We start from the raw sequence: 16,705 nt of genomic DNA, 5'->3' as shown, positions 1-16,705 counted from the left end.
TTTCAGGGAGACGCTACGCCTGAGGGTCTGGTAGGTCTTACCTATCTGTTCTGATCTGACGTCGATTCCGGTATAAGATTGCAATAATCGTCAGATTTTGATAAGATTTACCAGATTGGAGCTTGGTCATGGTTGAAGAGCAGGACGAGAAGATCCTCGCCGAGCTGCAAAAGGATGGCCGCGCCACCAACCAGCAGCTTGCCGAAATCGTCGGCATGTCGACCTCGGCCTGCTGGCGCCGCGTCCGTGCACTTGAAGAGTCCGGCGTCATCGAAGGCTACGCCGCGCTGATTCAGCGCGAGCAGGCGGGCTTTGCGACCTCGGCGATCCTGCACGTCTCGCTGGAGCGGCACGACGTGAAGTTCGTCGACGAATTCGTCGCCCGCGTCACCAAGCGCCGCGAGGTGCTGGAATGTTTTGCGACCACCGGCGATGCCGACTATCACCTCCGTGTCGTCGTGCGCGACATGGACGCCTACAACAAATTCCTCGACGAATTCATGTTCCGCATTCCCGGCATCCGCACTGTCCGCACCAACGTGATCCTGAAGGAGATCAAGACCGGCGTGGCGCTGCCGTTTTGATGAGATTGGCTGTCGCAGTGTCGCGACACACGCGATCTCGTGCCGGCCTAGTGCGCAATTGCGCACGGGGGCCGGGGCCCATCACCACAAACGCTAGTTGTTGCCCGATGCAAGAGGACGAGTCCCTTCGCCGACATCCACCGCGGCGTATGGGTCCCAGCTTTCGCCGGGACGACGAAGGGATAGTAGGATGGGCGGAGCAAAGCGACACCCATCATCGTGCCGCGGATATGAATTGGTGAGCTTCGCTTCGCTCGAGGCCGTCCCACGCTCATGGCCCGGGCTTCAACAGGATCATGAAGATAAGGACGTGGCTGACCAGCAGCAGCGGCACATAGAGTGCAGGAATGTAGATGCCGGCGCCGAACTGCCCGGGATCTCCGAGCTTCACGCCCATGTAGTAGGCGTTCAGAAGATCCAGCGTGCCCCAGACGTTGAAGATCCAGACCAGCGGAACGGCGATCGGCCAGCGCCAGGACAGTGCCGCCATCGAAAGCAGCGCGAGCACAGCCGCGATAAGATCCCCCCATCCGATCTTGCTGGCGAAATCCGAGTTCAATTTTGGCGACACAAACCCGGCGACCATGAAGTTCATGCCCAGGAATCTGAACGCATGGAAAGCGGCAAGAAGTCTCAGGGCCTCGTAATACGGCATTGCACTGATCGCGGGCCAGACATAGGTGGTGGCCACCACCGCACTTGTCAGGAAGGCGCCGGCGACGCTGAGGACGAATGGAAGATTGAAGGTCGGTGGCACGGTCGGCTGTCCTTGTGATTGTCGGTCGGGGAGGTCGAACCCGTCGATCGGGTTCGACCTTGGCGGACGTTCAGGGTTTGGCGACGAGCAAGCGGAGCGGCAGCAGCGGACCGACCGCGATGTAGTCGTGGTCCATCAGGTCTTGCTTGGCGAGCGGCAGACCTTCCATGATCGCGTGTGCCTCGGCGGCGTCCTTGGCATCGAGCAGGAAGACGGCGCCGCGCCCGTCGGAACGCGAATACCATTCACGAAGCTTGCCATTGAGATAGAGCTGCACGGTCTGCCGGATCTCGTCCGGCATCACCGCCATCACCTGGTCGCGTGTGACGCCTGCCTTGACGGTCAGGATGACCATCACGCCGGTGGTTGTGGGGGACGTGGCTTGTGTTTGGGCAAGAGATGAAGCGGTCATGGAGATGGCGCCTGTCAGGGTGAGGGTGAGTGCCAAGACGGTGTGACGGATGGCTTTCATGGGTCTCCTCCGTTCACGACGGTCGTCGTTTGCGAATGGCCGCGCACCTAGCGCTACGGTCCATCTGCAGCTCGGATGTAGGACAGCTTTGCGCGAGCGACTATTCGCGATAATGTTGACGGGCCATGAAGCAGAACTTCACAGTCCGGCAGGGCGCGCTCGACGGAGTGGAGGCATTCCTCAGTGTCGCCCAGCATCGCAGTTTTCGCCGCGCGGCTGCCGAACTCGGGGTCACGCCATCGGCCATCAGCCAGGCGGTGCGCGCGCTCGAGGCGCGGGTCGGCGCCGTGCTCTTCATCCGCACCACCCGCAGCGTCGGCCTGACCGACGCCGGCGAACGGTTTCTGGCGCGCGCAAGGCCGGCGTTCGAGGAGCTGGTCGCCGCGAGCGGGGCGGCGCGCGAACTCGGACAGCGACCGGCCGGGCTGTTGCGTCTCACCGTCCCGCGCTCGGTGGTGCCGATCCTGCTGGAGCCGCTGATCGCTTCGTTCTGCAAGGCGTATCCAGAGGTTGAGCTCGAACTTGCCGCAAGCGAGGAGCTGGTCGACATCGCCGCCGAAGGTTTCGACGCCGGCATCAGAATGGGCCAGTTCATTGCTCCCGACATGATCGCGGTGCGCCTGACCAAGCCGTTGCCTTTCGCCATCGTCGGCAGCCCGTCTTATCTCGACCGCCGCGGCCGGCCCGAATGCCCCGATGATCTGCGCCAGCATGCCTGCTTGAGATTGCGACGATCGAACGGCGGGCTTGCGCCATGGCTGCTCAACGACGGCGGTCGTTCGATCGAGATTGCCGTATCGGGACCCTTCATCGCCTACGACTTTCCCACCATGCTCGGCGCGGCGGTGGAAGGTATCGGCCTTGCGCAAGTCCCTGCACCGCTGGCGGCCGGCGCCGTGAAGGCGGGAAAGCTCGTCCAGGTGCTGGCGCAATTTGCGCCGATGACGCCGGGCGTCTTCCTCTATTATCCCAGCCACCGGCAGATCATGCCGAAGCTGCGTGCCTTCATCGATCACGTGAAGGGCGGCCTGGAGGCGGCGCGCTAGTCCGAATGCGGTTGCCTCTTGGGGCGCGCCCCTCTGGTCAATGAGGGGGTGGAACGAGATGCAGAGCTCGGACGAAACCGCCGCGAGAATGCGGACTCACATCTCCTCAGTCGTCATGCCCGCGCAGGCGGGCATCCAGTACGCCGCGGCCTCTCAAATTGAACGAGGGCCTCTGGAATACTGGATCACCCGCATGCGCGGGTGATGACACCGAGAGCTTGGCTGATTGACAGTGAATCCAATATTTCACCTCACACCTTCTCCTTCACGAACCTGTTGCGCAGGGTGCCGATGCCGGTGATGTCGATCTCGACCACGTCGCCATCTTTCAAGTCGGGCGAGGCGCCGTCGGTGCCCATCCAGATCACGTCTCCAGGCCACAGCGTGAAGTATTTGGTTAGCTCAACAATAAACGGCACGATGCCGAAGATCATCTCGTTGGTGCGGAAGCGGCCGGTCTCCTTGCCGTTGACGCGGATCGCGGTCTCCATCCGGTCGAGATCGACATCGGTCTCGATCCACGGGCCCATCGGCTTGAAGGTGTCGGCGTTCTTGGCGCGCCACAGGCCGCGATCGGCCTTCTGCCAGGTGCGCTCGGAGACGTCGTTGCCGATGGTGTAGCCGAACACGCAATCCATCGCATTGGCTTCAGTGAGATGCTTGGCCTTCTTGCCGATCACGACGACGAGTTCGCCCTCGTAATGGATCTTCTCGGTCGCGCTTGCCGGGATCACGACGTCCTCGTCATGGGCGATCAGCGCGTTCTGCGCGCGATAGCCGATCTCGGGACGGTCGGGGATGTTGGGCACGGTGCCGGCCTTGTCGGCGGCTTCCTTGAGATGCTTCAAATAGTTCAGCCCGACGCAGTAGAAGGTGCGCGGGATCAGCGGCAGCTCGATCTTCACGTCCTTCAGCGCATGGGTTTGCGAGGTCCTGGTCCACTCACCGAGCGGATCGCCGTTGACGGTGACGACCTTGTCGTCCTCGACGAGGCCCCAGGATGTCTTGCCTGCGGCGGTGAATTTGAGCCAGCGCATGATGGTGTCCTTCTATTCCGCGGCGACCTGCGGGCGGGTCTTCCAGGCGCCGGCGGCGGGACGCTTGAGGCCGAGATTCTCGCGCAGCGTCTTGCCGGCATAGTCCTTGTGAAACAGGCCGCGCTTCTGCAACTCGGGCACCACATGGTCGACGAAGTCGGCATAGGAGCCGGGCACATAGCTTGCCGCGACGACGAAGCCGTCGCAGCCGCGGCCAACGAACATCTCTTCCAGCCGGTCGGCGATCTCCTTCGGTCCGCCGACCATCGCGTCCTGCACCTGGCCGCGGCCGGAGAAGGTGATGAAGTCGCGGGTCGAGGGATTGGTCTTGCCGGAGGTGCGCAGCACGCCGTCGCGGATGCCGAGCATGCCTTGCATGCCCTGCAGTTCCTCGGTCGTCAGCGGCTCGTCGATCGGCTTGGCGCCGAAATCGAAGTTGAGACCCTCGGCGAGCAGCGACAGTGCGTCGATCTCGAGCGGCAGCTTCTGGATCACGGCCATCCGGTCCTCGGCCTCCGCCTTGGTGGCCCCGGTGACCGGCGTGATCAGGTTGCAGAGGAACATCTGATCGGGATCGCGGCCGGCCTTGGCGGCTTCGCCCCGGATCGCGTCATAGCCCTGCTTGGCATTGGCGAGATTGCGCGCCGCGGTGAAGATCACCTCGCCCCAGCGTCCGGCAAAGCGCTGGCCGCGGCCGGAGGCGCCGGCCTGGATCACGACCGGATGGCCCTGCGGCGAACGCGGCACGGTGAACGGGCCGCGTGAGGTGAAGAACGCGCCCTTGTGGTCGAGCCGCTTCACCTTGGTCGGATCGGCGAAGCGGCCGCTTGTCTTGTCGATGATCAGCGAGCCGTCTTCCCAGGAATCCCAGTGGCCGAGCACCACCTCCATGAATTCGTCGGCGCGGTCGTAACGCAGATCGTGTTCGAGATGATGTTCCTTCCCCATGTTGAGCGCTTCGCCGTCGTTGACCGAGGTGACCACGTTCCAGGCGGCGCGGCCATTGGTCATCAGGTCGAGCGTGGCGAAGCGGCGCGCGACGTCGAACGGCTCGAAATAGGTGGTCGAGCAGGTCGAGGCGAGGCCGAGCTTCTCGGTGACCATGCCCATCGTGGTCAGCACCACGATAGGGTCCATCTTCACGCAGCGGATGCCGTATTCGACGGTGTGGGCATGATCGTTGCCGTAGCGGTCGGGCATCGCCAGCCGGTCGTCGAAGAACGCCATGTGGAACTTGCCGCGCTCCAGAATGCGCGCGATCTCCTGATAGTAATCCGCCGACATCGAATCGTCGCGCGATTCCGGATGGCGCCAGGAGCTTGGCAGATTGGTGCAGTTCTGTGCCTGCAAAAAGCCGACCAGCGCCATTTGCCGTGTCATGTCGTCCTCCTGTGTCGCGCTATTTCAGCGAAGCTCGAGGTCCTGGGCCAGCTTGTAGTCGGCGGCGAGTGCCTTCAGCTTCTCCCAGGTCGCATCCTCGATATCGATGCCGTTCTTGCGTCGCTCGACTTCGCGCAGATATTCGACTTCGCCCGGATAGAACACGCCGCGGCTCCCTTCCGAGGGCGGCGTCGATTTCAGGTAGCGGGCGAAGTCGCCGACCTCCTTCTGGAAATCCTTGAGCGGGCGGAAGGCGGCGACGTTGAACACCGCCATGAAGCAGCCGTCGTTGTGCCGGCCGGTCGGCTCGACGCCGAAGCCGAGGCCGGTCAGCAGTCCGCACAGCACCTCGACCATCGCGGCAAGCCCGGATCCCTTGTAGCCCTCGGTGCCGCCGAGCGGCAGCAGCGCGCCGCCCTTGCGATAGTCCTTCGGATCGGTGGTGTCGCGCCCCTCGGAATCGATGATCCAGCCCTTGGGAATCTGCTCGCCGCGCGCCACCGCGAGCTGGATCTTGCCCGCGGCGACCGCCGAGGTCGCCATGTCCAGATAGAACGGCGCCTCGAGATCGGAGGGCACCGCGATCGAGATCGGGTTGGTGCCGAGCCGCGCCTCGCGTCCGCCGAACGGGGCGACATGCTTCGGCGACCGGCCGGAATCGGCGGCCGCAATCCCGATCATGCCCTCGCGCATCGCCATCATCGGATAGTGCGCGAGCCGCCCGACATGGCTCTGCCGGAACACGGTGCAGGCCGCGACATTGGCGGTCTTCGCCTTGTTGATGGTCATCTCCATCGCCTTGGCATTGACGTGGAAGCCGAAGCCCCAGTGGCCGTCGATTACGGTGGTGGTCGGGCTTTCCTGCACGATGGTCCATTTCGCGCCGGGCACGATATGGCCGGCCTTGATGCGGTCGATATACGTCGGGATCGCGATCACGCCGTGGGAATCGTGGCCGGCGAGGTTGGCGTTGACGCAGCCGGAGGCGACGGCATTCGCCTCCTCCTCCGATGCGCCGGCAGCTTTCAAAAGCGCCGCGCCGATGCGCGTGAGACGGTCGGCCTGGACGATCGGCATGGGATTTCCTCGTGGTCGGCCCGCCCTGCGCGGGTCTTGCTTTCTGGTGTTGGCCTCATGGTCTCAAAGCGCCGGGGAGCGAGCAAGCGCAGAAAATCCGGTCCGCCATACCGGGAACTGGGTGCTCGGCGCCTCGATTTCACAGCGTGGAACGGGCGCGGTCGCGATGCGGAATTTGGCGGGTGCGCCGGCGAAACCCAGGCAAATGCGACGGGAGACGTCACCGCCTCAGCGCGGCACAGCAGCGCCCGTAATTCCCCGGACCACGGCTCGTCTCGTTGGTCAGGCGTTTACTCTGACTTGTGACATGTCGGCGGCCCTAACCATCACTTAGGTGTCCGGCGTGCAGTGTCCCCAGCCAAAGTGAAGGGGGCGGCCCCGGGGGCCTCAAGGATCGTGCAGTCGACCATCGGACGGACATTCGCGGCGTTGAATGCCACCAACGAAGCGATCCTTTACGCGAAATCGCCGGAGGAGCTGTACAGCAAGGTCTGCGAAGCCGCGTTTTCCGGTGGCGACTTCCTTGCCGTCACCGTGTTTCTGCTGGAGCCCGATACCGGCCGCTTGAAATTCGCGGCGGGCTTCGGTGACGACGTCGCGCGGCTGCGCAGCATCGATATTTCCATCATCAGCAACACCCCGGAAGGCGAGGGCGTTGCCGGGCGGGCATTCCGCGACCAGGTGGCCTGTGTCAGCAACGACTACATCAACGATCCCCGTTCGGCGGCCTGGCGCACCGGCGCGGCTAGAGGCGGCGTTGGGGCCGCGGCGGCGATGCCGCTGGTCTGCAATGGTGCTAGCGTCGGTGTCTTTATGGTGACACGGCGCGAGCCGCACTCGCTCGGCGAGGAGGTCGTTGCGCTGCTGGAGCGCATGGCGGCCAATGTGTCCTTTGCGCTCGACAATTTCAACCATGAGGCCTCGCGCAAGAGCGGCGAGCGCGCAATGCGCCGGCTCAACCGCATGTTCGGTGCGATCAGCGCGACCAACGAGGCCATCCTCCGTGCCAAGACCGAGCATGACCTCTACCAGCGAGTCTGCGACGCCGCGGTGTTCAGCGGAAAATCCTTCGCTACGGTGGTGCTGCTGGCCGAGCCCGACACGCATTGGCTCGAGCCCGTGGCCGGTACCGGCGAGGTGCTCGATCTGATCACGCAGACGCGCTTCTCGATCGATCCGTACAATGTCTACGGCAAGGGCGTTTGCGGAGAAGCGTTCCGCACCCAGCGGCCCTGCATCGAGCGCGACATTCCGAAGTCGGCAAGCCCGTCGGAGGCCCAGACCCGCGGCAGCGGCCTGATGGCCTGCGTCGCGCTGCCGTTGACCCGGTTCGGTGCGAGCATCGGCATCCTGATCTTCTTCATCGGCAATTCCTGGGCAGCGGACGAAGAGATCATCGCGCTGCTCGCGGGGATCGCGGAGAACGTGTCGGTTGCGCTCGACACGTTTGGCCGTGCCACCGAAAAGGCCAGGGCCGATGCCGAGCGGGAGCGGCTGTCCCGGATGTTCGCCGCGCTCAGCGCGACCAACGAGGCAATCATGCGCGCCAGATCGCGGCTCGAAATGTTCGAGTTGGTCTGTGCCGCGGCGGCGCATGGCGGCGGCTTCAATTCGACCAGCATCCTGATGGCGAAGCCCGGCAACGATTTCCTGGAGATGGTGGCGGTCGCAGGACCTACGGCCGAGAATGCGCGCCGCCTCACCGTCGCGCGCAACGAAGCGCTGCCCGAAGGGCGCGGCGTCTGCGGCCGCGCGTTCCGCACGCGGCAGGCCTGCATCAACAACGACTTCCTGGGCGACCTGGCCAACAGCGCATTCCGCGAGGTCATCCACCGCGAGGACGCGCGCTCGGGGGCGGCATTTCCGCTTGTTGTCAACGAGCAACCGGTCGGCGTGATGCTGTTCATCTCGGCCAAGCGCAACACCTTCTCGCCGGAATTCGCCGAACTCCTGCAGCGGCTCGCCGACAATGTCTCCTTTGCGCTCGGCACCTTCGATCGCGCCGACGAGAAGGCGCGGACCGAGGAGCAGAAGGCCCGACTGACGCGGATGTTCGCCACGCTGAGCGCAACCAACGAGGCGATCATGCGGGCGAAATCCCGCAGCGAATTGTTCGAGCTGGTCTGCGATGCGGCGGCGGTCGGTGACCAGTTCGTCTCGACCACGATCAGGCTGGTGCGGCCGGGCGCGCCCTTCCTGGAAAGCGTCGCGGCCTCGGGGCCCGATCGCGTGCGCGCCTGGCAGGTTCAGTTGTCGGCCGACGCGTCGCGTCCGGAAGGACAGACCCTGACCGGCGTTGCGATCCGCACCCGCAGGCCGTGCATCAGCAACGACTATCTCAGCGACTTCGGAACCGAGTCGCATCTCTACCAGGTCATTCGCGACAGCGGCAGCAAGTCCGGCGCGGCCCTGCCGCTGCTCAAGGGCGGCGAGGCGATCGGCGCGCTGGTATTTCTGTCCGCCGAGCTCGGCACCTTCAGCCCCGAGATGATGGCGCTGTTGCAGCGAATGGCAGAGAACGTGTCGTTTGCGCTCGACAATTTCGACCGGGCCGACGAGAAGGCCCGGGCCGATGAGCAGCGGGAGCGGCTGTCGCGCATGTTCGCGGCACTGAGCGCGACCAACGAGGCGATCATGCGGGCGAAGTCCCGCGGCGAGCTGTATCGGCTGGTCTGTGAAGCGGCCGCGACCGGCGGCAAGTTCACCTCCACCACCATCGCGCTGGTGCGGCCGGGCAGCGACTATCTCGAGATTGTCGCGACCGCGGGACCGGCCGCCGAGGGCGCACAACAGGTGACGCTCTCGACCAACGAGGCGCATCCGGAAGGGCGCGGCACCTGCGGCAGGGCCTTCCGGTCGCGCAAGCCCAGCATCATCAACGACTATTGCGCGGAGACGGACACGGCAGCGTTCCATGAGCGAGCCCGTCTCGACGGAACGAAATCCAGCGCGTCGTTTCCGCTGATCGTCAACGGCGAAGCGGTCGGCGTCATGATCTTCGTCGCGAGCGAGAAGGACACCTTCACGCCGGAATTCGCCGAACTGTTGCAGCGGCTCGCCGACAATCTGGCATTTGCGCTCGAAGGCTTTGACCGCGCCGACGAGAAGAACAAGGCCGATGAGCGCATCGAGTATCTCGCTTCGCATGACAGCCTCACTAACCTGCCCAACCGCGAGACATTCAACGAGCTGCTGCATCACGCGATCTTGGCGGCGGACCGCCAAAAGCGGCAATTCGCGGTGCTGTTCATCGACCTCGACCGCTTCAAGGTGATCAATGATTCGCTCGGTCACGACGCCGGCGATACGCTGCTGGTGGCGATCTCGGAGCGGTTGCGCGGATCCCTGCGGGCGAGCGACGTGGTGGCGCGGCTCGGCGGCGACGAATTCGTCGTCATCCTCGAGGAAGCCGCCGAACGTCACGACGTGGAGCGCATAGCCGGCGACCTCCTGGCGGCGCTCAGCCAGCCGGTGCAGCTCAGCGGACATGAGTGCCACACCACGGCCTCGATCGGGATCGCGATGTACCCGGCCGACGGCGACGATGTGCAGACACTGACCAAGAATGCCGATATGGCGATGTATCTCGCCAAGGAAGACGGCAAGAACGGCTTCCGCTTCTTCTCGAACGAGATCAAGGCGCAGTCGATCGAGCGCCTGACGATGGAGAGCGCGCTGCGCCGCGCGCTGGAGCGCGATCAGTTCTCACTGGACTATCAGCCGAAGGTCGACATGGCGAGCGGACAGATCAGTGGCGTGGAAGCGCTGTTGCGCTGGGCGCATCCCGAACTCGGCCGAGTCGCGCCGGGGCAGTTCATTCCGCTCGCCGAGGAGATCGGGCTGATCGTGCCGATCGGCCGCTGGGTGCTCAAGCAAGCTTGCGCACAGAATATGGCGTGGCAGCGCCACGGTCTCAGGCCGGTGACCATGGCGGTCAACCTCTCGCCGCGGCAGTTCACCGATCCGCATCTGCTCAACGATATCGACGAGGCGCTCGCTGCGAGCGGCATGCCGCCGGCGCTGCTGCAGCTCGAGGTCACCGAAAGCATGGTGATGCGCAATGTCTCGCGGGCGATCCACGTCCTCGACGCGATCCAGAGCCGCGGCATTCGCTTGGCGATCGACGATTTCGGCACCGGCTATTCGTCGATGTCGCTGATGAAGCAGTTCCCGATCGACACCATCAAGATCGATCGCTCCTTCGTACGCGACCTGCCCGATGATTCCGAGGACGTGGCGATCGCGCAGGCCATCATCAGCATGGGCAAGGCGCTCGGCATGACCATCGTCGCCGAAGGGGTCGAGACCGCCGAACAGCAGGAATTCCTGCGGGCGCACGCCTGCGACGAGATGCAGGGCTTCCTGTTCTCCAGGCCGCTGCCACCGCGCGATCTCGCCGAGTTGTTGGGATCCGCGCCGGTACCGGACTCGCCGCCGCTGCAACCTGCGCTGGCCTGCGAGGCCATGACCGACGGCGAAGCAGAGCCAGGGCGGGCGGTGCAGCGGCAGTGAACGCAGCCGCACATATCTGACCTCTGGTTGCGACAACAAGCCATTGCACAACGCAGATGCAGCATGAGATACAGCATTTACGCCGCGCGCCGCGATGCTAGGTTGCGCGCCAACCAAAACAAACGGGAGGACGTCTCTGATGAAGTATTTGCCTGCACTTGCGACCGGTCTTTTGGTCGCCGCCGTCGCGCTGCAATTCTCCACCACCGCGTCGGGCCAGAGCGATGGTTGGGTCACGCTGCTCGACAGCTCCAAGAAGGGCGATTGGGACGAGGTCGGCAAGGCCAACTGGACGATGAAGGATGGCGCGCTGGTGGCCGACAAGCTCGACGGCAAGGAGCTAGCCTATCTCGTCACCAAGACGCCTTACAAGGATTTCCAGATCAGGGCGGAGTTCTGGGTCGACGAGGACGCCAACAGCGGCATCTTCATCCGCTGCCAGACCAACAAGGCGGTCGACGGCAAGAGTTGCTACGAGGTCAACATCTTCGACAAGCGGCCGGATCCGACCTATGGCACCGGTGCCATCGTCGATGTCGCCAAGGTCGATCCGATGCCGAAGGCCGCCGGCAAATGGAACGTCTATGAGATCACCGCGCAGGGGCCGCACTTCGTGGTGACGCTCAACGGCCAGAAGACGGTCGATGCGCAGGACTCCAAGCATGCGAGCGGCTATGTCGCGCTCCAGTACGGCTCGGGCGTGGTCAAGTTCCGCAAGGTGCAGATCAAGCCGCTCTGATGCTCCGGCTTGCAATCGGCCCGGTCGTGATTGCGGCCGGGCCGTTCTCCTCCGGCCGCGTGTTGCGGCACAATCGATCCTAAAGCGGAATAAGTTTGGGTTGAACCCACTCGCGGCGGCTTCGGTCACCTCTCCCCGTCGGGGAGAGGTGACCTCCACCGCTATTTCAGATCAAGCTAATCCCATGGTCTAGGCGTTCCGGCCGCCGCCTTGTGTGCGCAGGTGATGGCCGATCACAAGCCCGGTCAGGCACAGCAACAGCCCGAGCGCCGGCGGCGCGAACAGGGCCTCCTCCTGAAAGATGCCGTTGGCCAGCACGACCATTGTGCCGAAGCCGGCGAGCCCCTGAATGAGAATTCCGGAGGACGCGTAGAGGCGCCAGGCCTTGAGCGCCATCGCCATGAAGAAGCCGAGCGGCACCAGGGAGGCGATGCCCATCTGATAGAGCAACACGCCGACGGCGCTTTCCGCCGCGCCCTCGATACTGCCGGCCTGTTGCGCAGCGCTCCAGTCGATCGAGAAGTAACCTTCGGACAGATTGCCGCCGACGCCGAGCCCGCGACCGATCGGGTTCTGCAAAAAGCCGTTCCAGCCGCCCATGAAGCCGATCACGTGAAAGTCGCCGATCTGCAGCCCGACATGGATGGCCACGATGGCGTACAGCATCAGCGCAACCAGTGCGCCAGCGAGGGTGATGACGGGACCGAGCAGCCAGGTCGAGGTCCAGGCGAGCGCCACGAAGACGACCAGGATCAGCGCGCCCTTCACGCTGCAGAAGATCAGCAGCGGCACCGCGGCCAGGGCCAGCCAGCGGTATCCGACCGCGAACAGGAACAGGATCGAGAAGCCGACGCCGTAAGCGAAGCTGATCGGGCTCATGTTCGGTCCGAAGATGCGCAGCAGCTTCGACAGTCCGAGGTCCTCCAGCAGCGGGGTGTTGAAGAAGCTGAAGCGGAATCGGTCCAGCAGATCCACCGGAACATTGCCAGTTGCGCGCATCTCGGCTTCCCAGGCTCCGGTGCGGGAGGCCTTGAGCTCGTCGAAGCCCCAGAACGTGTAGCCGTTGGTGATGTGGAGCCAGAAATCACGGAACAGAAGCTCCGTATATCCGCAGACGATCAACAGCGCAGCAACCGCCACCAGGAAGGGCGTGACGCGGATTTCGAACGTGGCGGCGGTCAGCAGCGATAGCTGGAAAAGAAATATCGGCAACGCAATGTTGCGCAGATAGACCAGCGCCGCGCGCGAGTCCTGCGCGGCGCCGAGCAGGAAATAGGCGGTCACCGTCGCCAGCGTAATCATTCCCCATTTCATGATCCGGTCGACGTCCGGGGAACGGTTGCGCTCGCGCCGCGCATACAGCGCCAGCGTGACCAGCCACATCACCGCGCAAACCAGAAAGTTGTAGCCCTTGACGAATTCCATCTCCGATTCCGTCGTCATGTAGGACGACAGGATCGAGACGAAGAGGTTCTGGAAGAAGATGATGAAGACGGCGATCGAGGGCGCGTAGGCGGGGGCCACGAGAACGATCGCGCAGCCGATCAGGCTCTCGACGACGATCGCGATCCCGGCGTTGGCCGCCTGCAGGATCGGGGCGAATGCGATTGATGCCACGGCGATGCCGAGCGCTGGAACGAGGTCGCCGGCCATCAGCGGCCGCGGGGCTATGTCTGCTCGCACGAGCTCTGACCTAAAATGATCGGAGATGTGGCGCGCCACACCCCCGTGGTCGATCTATCCGCTCATTGTGTAAGATTTGGTTAACCAAGCAGCCTAGCGCGGCCCGAACAGCGCCTTCAGCACATCCGGATCGGCCTTGTCCGAGATGGCATCGGCCAGCCCGAATCCCTGCATCATCTCCCAATAGGTCCAGCCCCAGCAGTGTTGCCGAGCGTAGGCCGTCACTCCGGCGAGCCAGCGCAGCCGGCTGTCGCGCGGGGCTCCGGCCTTGAGCACACCGAACTCGTTGATGATGATCGGACGCGAGTATTGCTGCTGCCAGGCGGCAGCGGGCGCAAGCCATTTGTCGATGCCACGGTCGGGGATGGCGCGGTCCAGCATCGCAAGTGCCTTGTGCTGGTTCAAGGCGGCGAGTTGCTCCCGCAATTGTCGAACCCGTGGATCGTCGGCGCGCATCGGATAGGGCAGGCCGGTGATGTCGTGAAGCGGCTCGGCAGGATCCCAATGGGCCTGATGGGTGAAGACCATCGGGTCATAGAAGTGAATGGCATAGACGACGTTCGGATCGTCGAGTGGCTTGAACTCCGGCAACGCGTCCGCGCGCTGCCAGTTGACCGGGCCGGTGATCAGCGTGGTTCGCGGCAGCAGTCGCCGGACGAACGCGGCCAGCTCTTCGGCTTCGCTCTGCCACTGCGCGGCGTCGACCTCTGGCTCGTTCAGCAACTCGGCGAAAACCCGATCGGCCGGATAGCGCTGGATGACTTGCGCGAGCCCGGACCAGGCAGCCTTCATCTCGGTCATTGCAGCGGAAGGATCGGCTTTATGCAGCGCATTGAATTGCTCGCCGGAATGCAGGTCGACCGATACGGCATAGCCGAGCGCGAGCAAGGTCTTGAGCGCGGCATCGACCGTGCGCAGGCGCTGGTCGCGATCCGCCTTCGCGGCAAACCGTGGCATGACATTGTCGGCGGGCACCGGCAGGCGGATATGGGTCATGCCGGCCTTGCGCAATTGGAGCAGCAGGCCGCGGGGCGGCGCCGATCGCGGATCAGCGATCCAGCCGTCGGCATTGACGCCGCGGGACAGCGCTCTGATCCGATCGGCGGGAACGCCTTCGAGCAAGGTAGGACACGCTTGCGCGGCGGTGGACAAGATCATGGCCGCGGCGGCCGTGATGGCGAGGATCGACCGCCGGGCCATCGTGCGATCAGCTCGCGATGGCTGCTGCGGGAACGCGAGCCACGGCGGCCTGATTGATCACGATGCCGATCGCGGCCGATGTTCGCTTCGAAAGCGACGCGATGGCGCCATCGACCGCCGCCCCGTCGCTAATGTCGTCGTGCTCGACCAGCACGACCAGGTCGGCATGGACGGCCAGCGAGGCTACCTCTGGCTGCTCCGCAAGCGAGGGCGCATCGACCACGATCAGGGCGAACTCGGTGCGGATATCCTCGTCCTCCTGCATCGAGTCGCGGCCGGCGCCAAGCAGCAGCCCGACCGAGTGCAGCGCTGCACGCGCGGCACGTGCGCCGGTCGGAGCGGTGCTTTGCACCGTCACGTCTGCGCTACGCGTCAGACCCGTATCACTCTGAACCTGAATCAGCGCGCTCATCAGTCCGTTGTTGACGGCATTCAGGTTCAGTGAGCGTGCGATCACTTCGGCACCGGTGCCCGCTTGGCGCGAGGTCACAAGGACGATCTTGCCATACCGCCCGGGCAGCGCAGCCACCCGTTCGAGCAATTGCTGCATAGGGGGCTGGAGATCGGATTCGGAGGGATCACCAATCGGCGTCTGCCAGATCGTCATTCGGCGGTCCCGCGGCGCGGCGGCTGGAATGCGAGCCCAGACCGGCAGGTTCTGCGGCACCACGCGTGCCGCTGCTGTGGGTTCCGCGGCTGGCGGCTCAGGTGTTCTTTGCAGCGGCAAGGTCTTTCGCGCGTCCAGCATGGCGACCGCAGCCGTCGCTGTCAGTGTCGAGGCGACGCCGATTGCAACGAGCAGGAGGGCGAGCGGCGGGCGGGTCGGGCGGGTCGGCGGGCTTGCAGCCGAGACGATCTTGGTCTGCGAGCTCTGCAGCAGCCGCTGCTCGTTGGTCGTCTTGTAGCGCGCCAGGAACTGCTCGTAGATGTTCTTGTTGGCGTCGGCGCTCCGTTGCAGCTCCTGCAGCTTGACCTGGGACTGCGCATCCGTCAGGGCCTTCGCTTCCGCGGCTTTGAGCTGGCCTTCTAGCGTTTTCTGCTGCTCCTGCAGCGTCTCATATTCCGATTTCGCGGTGGCGATGTTGCGTTGCCGCTCGATCTCGATCTGCTTGTTCAGTTCGGCGAGCTGGCCGAGCGCGATGACGAGCTCGGGATGCCTGTCGCCCAGCACCGCGCGCTTCTGTGCGATCTGGTCGTTGAGCGCAGCGCGCTGGGCGCGGAGCGCGGTGAGCAGGTCCTGCTTGACCGGGCCTTCGACATTGGACTTCAGATCGCGCTGCGTCTGCTCGTAGCGGGTCTTCGCCTCCTCAGTCCTCAGTCGTGCCGCGGACACCTGCTGGTTGAGCTCGACGATCCGGAGCTGCTGGGTCGTGCCTTCCTTGCCGGCATCGACGATCACATGGTCGCGCTTGAATTGCGCCACCGCATCCTCGGACGCACGCAGGCGATCGCTCAGCGATTTGAGGCGATCGCCGAGCCAGTCGGCGGCATCATCGGTCGCGATCGTGCGATCCTTGGCCTGACTGGCGACGAAAGCCTCGGCAATCGCGTTGGCGTAGCGCGCGGACTTCTCCGGCGAGCTGGAAACGAATGTCATGGCGATGACGTAGGTCAAGCCACGGCGCGAGATGTCGAGGTGCTTGCGAAACCGATCCAGGATGCGGGCTGGGTCGGTCTCCGACCCTGCGATCTCGGGATCGTTCCGAATATTGAGCTGCTCGATCACGGGCCGCAGGAAGCCATCGGACTTAGCGATCTCGATCAGGCTTTGCAGCGCGGCGGCATCCTGGCCAATGCCCGGCAGGACGTCCTGGTCGTTGGTGACACGTTGCTCACGCGGATCGACGACAACGAGTGCAGTTGCCGCATAGTGCAGCGGGAGCATCATCAAAATGCCGACGCCCGCCGCGAACAGGGCAAGCGACAGCAGCGCAACGCGCAGCCCGTTGCTGCGAAAGAATGCGATAACGCCGGGAAGCGTGAGTCTGGCCTTGAGAAGTTCAGTCTGATCGCCGCCATGTCGAGACGACGGCGTATGGCGAGGCGCTTCCCATGAGGTTGCGTCTCCCACGTGGTCGGTAGCCGACCGGGTTACCTGGTTACGATCCGTCATACGCGTTGAACTTGACCCGGCCAGCAGCACGTGTCGGCCCAGTCCAACGTAAATGTTCGTAGTTAACCCGTGGTTACGCGGACAGGATGCGATCTGGGGCGCGGC

At 64.3% G+C, this 16,705-nt stretch carries 12 protein-coding genes; 4 read left to right on the top strand and 8 right to left on the bottom strand.

Going from position 1 to position 16,705, the window contains the following annotated elements:
* Positions 1-128: 128 nt before the first annotated feature.
* Positions 129-584 carry an Lrp/AsnC family transcriptional regulator gene (locus P6U25_RS30840; protein ID WP_407148513.1) on the top strand — a complete coding sequence of 152 codons (456 nt, stop codon included), beginning with the start codon at positions 129-131 and terminating at the stop codon, positions 582-584.
* 271 nt (positions 585-855) lie between these two features.
* Here P6U25_RS30840 and P6U25_RS30835 read toward each other — a convergent pair whose 3' ends face one another.
* Positions 856-1,341: a hypothetical protein gene (locus P6U25_RS30835; protein ID WP_407148512.1), complete on the bottom strand. Its 486-nt coding sequence runs from the start codon at positions 1,339-1,341 to the stop codon at positions 856-858.
* 70 nt (positions 1,342-1,411) lie between these two features.
* Positions 1,412-1,813: a hypothetical protein gene (locus P6U25_RS30830; protein WP_407148511.1), complete on the bottom strand. Its 402-nt coding sequence runs from the start codon at positions 1,811-1,813 to the stop codon at positions 1,412-1,414.
* Between the two features lie 125 nt (positions 1,814-1,938).
* Between P6U25_RS30830 and P6U25_RS30825 the strand changes: the two genes are divergently transcribed.
* The gene (locus P6U25_RS30825) at positions 1,939-2,859 is read left to right on the top strand and encodes a LysR family transcriptional regulator (protein WP_407148510.1); all 921 of its coding nucleotides are present in this window, start codon (positions 1,939-1,941) and stop codon (positions 2,857-2,859) included.
* Positions 2,860-3,110: 251 nt separating this feature from the next.
* Here P6U25_RS30825 and P6U25_RS30820 read toward each other — a convergent pair whose 3' ends face one another.
* Genes P6U25_RS30820 through P6U25_RS30810 form a run of 3 tightly spaced genes read right to left on the bottom strand, consistent with a single transcriptional unit; the run spans position 3,111 to position 6,353 of the window.
* Positions 3,111-3,896 (bottom strand): fumarylacetoacetate hydrolase family protein, encoded by a 786-nt coding sequence (locus tag P6U25_RS30820; protein ID WP_407148509.1) that lies wholly within the window; start codon positions 3,894-3,896, stop codon positions 3,111-3,113.
* 12 nt (positions 3,897-3,908) lie between these two features.
* Positions 3,909-5,276, bottom strand: coding sequence for an LLM class flavin-dependent oxidoreductase (locus P6U25_RS30815; RefSeq protein ID WP_407148508.1), 1,368 nt, complete (start codon positions 5,274-5,276; stop codon positions 3,909-3,911).
* 24 nt (positions 5,277-5,300) lie between these two features.
* A complete protein-coding gene (locus P6U25_RS30810) occupies positions 5,301-6,353 on the bottom strand; it encodes an Ldh family oxidoreductase (protein WP_407148507.1) in 1,053 nt (350 codons plus the stop codon).
* Positions 6,354-6,749: 396 nt separating this feature from the next.
* On the opposite strand from P6U25_RS30810, the gene P6U25_RS30805 reads away from it, so the two are divergent.
* Positions 6,750-10,865, top strand: coding sequence for a GAF domain-containing protein (locus P6U25_RS30805; RefSeq protein WP_407148506.1), 4,116 nt, complete (start codon positions 6,750-6,752; stop codon positions 10,863-10,865).
* A 139-nt stretch (positions 10,866-11,004) separates the two neighbouring features.
* Entirely contained in the window at positions 11,005-11,604 is a 600-nt protein-coding gene (locus tag P6U25_RS30800) for a DUF1080 domain-containing protein (RefSeq protein WP_407148505.1), read from the top strand.
* A gap of 189 nt (positions 11,605-11,793) precedes the next feature.
* Here the strand turns inward: P6U25_RS30800 and P6U25_RS30795 are convergent, their stop codons facing one another.
* The 3 genes from P6U25_RS30795 to P6U25_RS30785 all read right to left on the bottom strand — a co-directional run bounded on the left by P6U25_RS30795 (position 11,794) and on the right by P6U25_RS30785 (position 16,600).
* On the bottom strand, positions 11,794-13,287 hold the full coding sequence (locus tag P6U25_RS30795) for a hypothetical protein (RefSeq protein ID WP_407148504.1): 1,494 nt from the start codon (positions 13,285-13,287) through the stop codon (positions 11,794-11,796).
* 93 nt (positions 13,288-13,380) lie between these two features.
* Entirely contained in the window at positions 13,381-14,487 is a 1,107-nt protein-coding gene (locus P6U25_RS30790; RefSeq protein WP_407148503.1) for a glycoside hydrolase family 5 protein, read from the bottom strand.
* Positions 14,488-14,494: 7 nt separating this feature from the next.
* Positions 14,495-16,600: a GumC family protein gene (locus tag P6U25_RS30785; RefSeq protein ID WP_407148502.1), complete on the bottom strand. Its 2,106-nt coding sequence runs from the start codon at positions 16,598-16,600 to the stop codon at positions 14,495-14,497.
* Positions 16,601-16,705: the final 105 nt, after the last annotated feature.

It is taken from the genome of Bradyrhizobium sp. ORS 86 (assembly GCF_045571475.1).
Taxonomy (GTDB): Bacteria; Pseudomonadota; Alphaproteobacteria; order Rhizobiales; family Xanthobacteraceae; genus Bradyrhizobium.
Note: the sequence above shows the minus strand (reverse complement) of the source record. Positions and strands in the feature narration are given on the sequence as shown.